The following is a 4,907-nucleotide window of genomic DNA, read 5'->3' as shown; positions in this document are numbered from 1 at the left end:
TATAATTAAAAGACTTGATATCAAGGATAAAAGGACAGCAACTGAGGTATTACGTATTCAAATTCCTTCTTATTTAGCTGAAGCAAAGGTTATCGGATATTATAATCTTCCTCCATTAAAAGATACCATCCATTCGTTACAGCAATGTGAGGAAACTTTTTTTGCTTATTACTTACAAGAAGAGTTATGTGGAATCATATCTTTTAAATTAGACAGAACCGAAATCGATTTACATCGATTAATTGTACACCCCAGTCATTTTAGAAAAGGGATTGCTCAGAAGCTCTTGGACTTTGTTGAAAATATGTACGAAGTAAAATCAATTCGAGTAATGACTGGGAGTAAAAATACTCCGGCCATTAATTTTTACATAAAGAATGACTTCTACAAGTTACGGGAAGTCAAAATTGATGAATATCTTACTCTTTCCTACTTTAGAAAGTATATGATCTGAATGGCTACTAACATTGATACCTATAATTTCTTTAAGAAAAAGAGCAAACTCGTTGCTGCTGGACGAGTTTGCTCTTTCTTCCTATCTGTAACATATTTTATGTTAACCAGATACCAAGACAATATATAGGAGAAAATATAAAATTATATTTCCTTTTCCCTCTTTTAGAATTAGATTATCTAAACGTCAACATACAGCCTACTGATTGTATTTGAAAGGTCTATTAAATTAATTTTGAACTACCTTTAATTCATCAAGGTAAGATCTAATCTTTTTAATATCCTGCCCGGAATCAGCCAATGCTACATAACCATCAGGTCTAATGAGGAACATAGATCCAGGATTAATTCCAGCTTCCCTCATAGATCCTGTCCATGGAAATTCATGAAGGGGAATAGCAGTAGTTTTAGCAAGTTCACGAAGGTCAGCCTTTGCTTCTCCATACACATGGAACTGCCAATCAAAGGTTTGCAATGGTTTAAAATTGTCTACACCTTGCCCATATATCCATGGCAAGCGATCTCCCCCATGAATAGCACCGGCCCTTCCTGCACTAAGCATACTATTACGATAATGAATGCGGATTTGTGATACGGATTTAAATAATGCTTTCCTAATCGAAGAGACACCTGTCAATTTTGGAACTACATAAGGAATTAATACTTCACGAATAATTTTTGTAGAAAAACCCTTTCCAACGATTCCAGAAAACATTCTATCTGTTGTGGCAACTAAATCCTTAGCAAAAGCTATTCTCTCCTCTTCATAGGAAGCTAGAATTTCTTCTTTTGCCTTCCCTTTAAGAACGGTAGCAAGCTTCCATGAAAGGTTTATAGCATCCCCAATCCCGGTGTTCATTCCTTGTCCTCCTGCTGGGCTATGTACGTGTCCAGCATCTCCTGCAATAAATATACGTCCTTTTCGAAAGTATTCACTTACTCGATGATGTACTTTATAGGTGGAGAACCAGTTCATCTTATTCGTATGCACTCCTAAGTTTTCTTTTATATAAGGCACAATTTCAGTAAAATTAATCTCTAACTTTTTATCTAATAATGCCTGAGGAACAAGACCAATCAAGCGCAGAGAATTTGTGGTTCGTATAGGAAAAATTAAACCAAAACCATCTTTGAAGAGTTTTAACTGTAAACCATCAATAGGTGTTTCACTTAGAACGTCAGCAACGTAAAAAACCTGCTTGTATGTTCCACCTGCAAAATCGAAGCCAAGTCCCTTTCGAACTGAACTATGAGATCCATCACATCCGCATAGATAAGCATAATGATGTTTTTCTTCATTCCCTTGCTTGGTAGTGATGACACGAACTCGATTTTCCTCTTGATAAAATGAGATTAGCTTTGTATTCCACTCTACAAAAATCCCTTTTGCTTTCAATTGATTTATTAGAATCCGTTCATGTTCATCTTGTGGAAAGCTCAATACGTATGGAAAAGGACTCAGTCCTTTTCCAATGTGGCCCATGTTCATCTTCGCCCTTTGTTTATTATCTTTATAAATTTGAACTTGTTGGACGGGGATTCCTAATTGAACTATTTCATCTACAAAACCAAATTGACGATAAAATTCTAATGTTCTAGCATGAACAGCCATCGCTCTAGATGCTTCTCCAGGTCCTTGATTTTTATCAATAATTCTAAAGGGAATTCCTTGTTTCTGAAGACCAAGGGCTAACACTAATCCTGTTGGACCAGCTCCAACAATTAATACTTGAGGTTTCATCACTTTCTCCTCCTTAAAAGATTTAAATAATAAATCCCACGTAGTCTATAAAAAGATTAAAGGTTCTACTTAAGTAATATAGAAATCTCGTCTGTAAGAAGAATAGAAATAGATGACAAATAAATCATTATATGCATAAATCTTTCTGTAAATATTACGAATGAGCATTCCTATTTCTGTCATCCTTTAGTAGCTTTTGATTCTTCCTTTTCATAAGAACCGTTGTCTGAAGCTGAACCTTGTACTTTCAAAACAGATAATAGAAGGATAAAGAAACTTCCTAAAGCAATCCACAATAAGATAGATGTCGGACCACTAAAGCTAAAGCCCTGATGGAAAAAGAATAAATCCCGTAGTTCCTCTATCATAAATCGCATAGGTAACCATGAATAAATATAATCACGATAGAAAGTAGACATCATCTCTGGTGCCATTGAAAGTAGTGGAGCTCCAAAGAAAAGAATGAGAACAAAGATTGGAATTCCTTTCATTCCAAGCCAGGATAGAACAGCCGAAATGAGCAAGAAGAATGCAAAGTAAGTGATGGTTAAGAATAAAGAAATATCCATAAAGTTTGAAATTTGAATGCCTAATAAGTCTGCAATCCATGTTAAACCAAAACCGGCTACTAAACCTAAAATAATTCCAGCAATAACTTGAGTAAGCACGGTATATAGCTTCTGCTTTCGATTCACAAAATTGAGCTTATTAGCAACAAAGAAAAGTACGATTGCTCCGGCGATGCTTGACATCCATAAAGGCTGAAACAAAGCAACAGGAGCGTTCCCATTCATACTTGCTGTTCCCACCCCATTCACATTCTCCACGTTGACTTGTAAAGGATCTGTCAATGGAGTTAGTTGGTTGGGTTTTAAAGAAATATTTTGTTTTTCTAAGCCCTGTAAGACTTGTGTTTGAATTCCATTCTTTAGATGATTCCCCATTGTATTTAACATCTGACCTACTAAATTAGCTGCAACAGGGTTCATTCCTTGGTTGATAAAGATATTAATTTCTGGTTTTTCCGGTTTTGAAGTCATTAAGGATGATTGCTTTTGACTAAAATTTTTAGGAATAATAAGAGCACCATAGTATTCTTGGTTATCTAGTCCTTTCAATACATCTTCCTTACTCTCAACATTAATCCACTTAACAGGGGGAACTTCACCATCTGTAGAAGTTATATTCTTTTTCAACATGTTCGTGATTGTATCTCCCATATTGACTTTCCCTTGTTGGGGGATCACAGCACCGATATCCTCATTGACTAAAGCAATAGGTAGGTTTTTTGACTTTTGTTGAACAGAAGGGATTAGAGTTAACCCAAATAAAGCGATAACTAAAAGCACTATTAAAGGAGAGAAAAAAGTAGCTTATTTTTTAACAAATGAATATACCTTCTTCCTAATTCGAATTATAATGAACAGTGTGTTGATTTATTTACACTTTGAATTATAAGTGCAGATATAGAGAGATTCAATAAACAGAAATCATAGATATGATGCATATTGAACACATAGCCTATATCTGTTGAATAAAATTTAGGAGGAGATTCATTGAAGGAGCTCAATACGGATTTACGAGTAATGCGCACAAAGACATCTATCCGTAACGCCTTAACCGAATTGATAGAAGAAAAGGGATTTGAAGCCATAAGCGTGAAGGATATTACGGTAAAAGCCAACATTAATCGAGGAACGTTTTATTTACATTATCAAGATAAATATGATCTCATGGATAAATGTCAGCAGGAAATCATGTATGAGATGTCCAATATGGCAAAGACCATCCTTTCAAAAGGTGTAGTAGATAATGAAATGGCTTTTTCCTTTGCAATTTCTATGTTTGAGTATCTCAGTCAAAATGCAGATTTTATGAAAGCTGTATTGGGACCAAAAGGGGATTTATCTTTTCAAATAAAAATAAAAGAATTTATGAAAAAGACACTTTTTAAAAATGATAAACAAAATTCCCTCATTAAACAGGAATCTTTACTTGTTCCAGAGGATTATTTCACCTCTTATATTTCTTCAGCACATCTAGGGGTCATTCAACAGTGGCTCCAACATGGAGGAAAAGAATCCCCACAGGAAATGGCGCGTATCCTATCAACAATGACCTATAATGGTCCTCTATTTGCAGCTGGTCTAAAAAAGTAATATGGATAGATGAAATTTATCTCTAAACTTTCTCTTATTAAAAATACGTAGATATCTAAACACCAAAAAGGCCATAACATAAATCTATTTTATGGTCTTTTACTTCTTATAATCAACATTACGTAAACAAGAAACTCCTTTAGGCAAAAGGTCGGGAGGGTATTTTTATAGAATTATAGTTAAGTTGACTACTGATATCTTATATTATGTCAATAATGAATAGTGAAATAGGGGGGATTTCAAATGACACATCACTCATTAAAATTGTACGACTACCATGTATGGGCAAACCAAAAAATTTTCGACCGATTAAAAGAACTTTCCGAGGACATTTACGAAAAAGAAATTCAGAGCGTTTTTCCTTCTATATCAAAGGTGATGGCGCATATTTATGTCGTCGATAACCTATGGTTAGACATTATTTCTGGTAAAGAATTTGATGAAGTATATGCGTTGGCTGATCGATTGAAAGAACAGATGGAAAAGAAAAGAATTGAGGAAGTAGAAACGATGTTTTTCGATTTATCTGAACAGTACAAAGCGTTTCTCGATCG

3 protein-coding genes and 3 pseudogenes are annotated in these 4,907 nt (G+C 34.7%); 4 read left to right on the top strand and 2 right to left on the bottom strand.

Annotation, left to right across the window (positions count from 1 at the left end; translation table 11 throughout):
* Window position 1 precedes the first annotated feature (1 nt).
* A complete protein-coding gene (locus MOC86_RS26760) occupies window positions 2-454 on the top strand; it encodes a GNAT family N-acetyltransferase (RefSeq protein WP_268586921.1) in 453 nt (150 codons plus the stop codon).
* A 228-nt stretch (window positions 455-682) separates the two neighbouring features.
* Here MOC86_RS26760 and MOC86_RS26755 read toward each other — a convergent pair whose 3' ends face one another.
* Both MOC86_RS26755 and MOC86_RS26750 read right to left on the bottom strand, forming a co-directional pair.
* Window positions 683-2,194 carry an FAD-dependent monooxygenase gene (locus tag MOC86_RS26755; RefSeq protein WP_268586920.1) on the bottom strand — a complete coding sequence of 504 codons (1,512 nt, stop codon included), beginning with the start codon at window positions 2,192-2,194 and terminating at the stop codon, window positions 683-685.
* Between the two features lie 179 nt (window positions 2,195-2,373).
* Window positions 2,374-3,581, bottom strand: a pseudogene (locus MOC86_RS26750) (YhgE/Pip domain-containing protein).
* A 199-nt stretch (window positions 3,582-3,780) separates the two neighbouring features.
* Between MOC86_RS26750 and MOC86_RS27615 the strand changes: the two are divergent.
* The 3 genes and pseudogenes from MOC86_RS27615 to MOC86_RS26740 form a co-directional block, all read left to right on the top strand.
* Window positions 3,781-3,988 (top strand): annotated as a pseudogene (locus MOC86_RS27615) (TetR/AcrR family transcriptional regulator); the annotation flags it as partial.
* Window positions 3,989-4,029: 41 nt separating this feature from the next.
* Window positions 4,030-4,353 (top strand): annotated as a pseudogene (locus tag MOC86_RS27610) (TetR-like C-terminal domain-containing protein); the annotation flags it as partial.
* Between the two features lie 243 nt (window positions 4,354-4,596).
* Window positions 4,597-4,907: DinB family protein (locus MOC86_RS26740; protein WP_326847770.1), on the top strand; the 311-nt coding region annotated here is incomplete at its 3' end.

It is taken from the genome of Priestia endophytica (assembly GCF_026790145.1).
GTDB classification, from domain to species: Bacteria; Bacillota; Bacilli; order Bacillales; family Bacillaceae_H; genus Bacillus_I; species Bacillus_I endophytica_A.
This window is presented reverse-complemented; position numbering and strand designations above follow the sequence as displayed.

Excerpts from the sequence above, each read along its gene's own strand:
- MOC86_RS26755 (WP_268586920.1), bottom strand. The coding sequence starts at position 2,194 with ATGAAACCTCAAGTATTAATTGTTGGAGCTGGTCCAACAGGATTAGTG.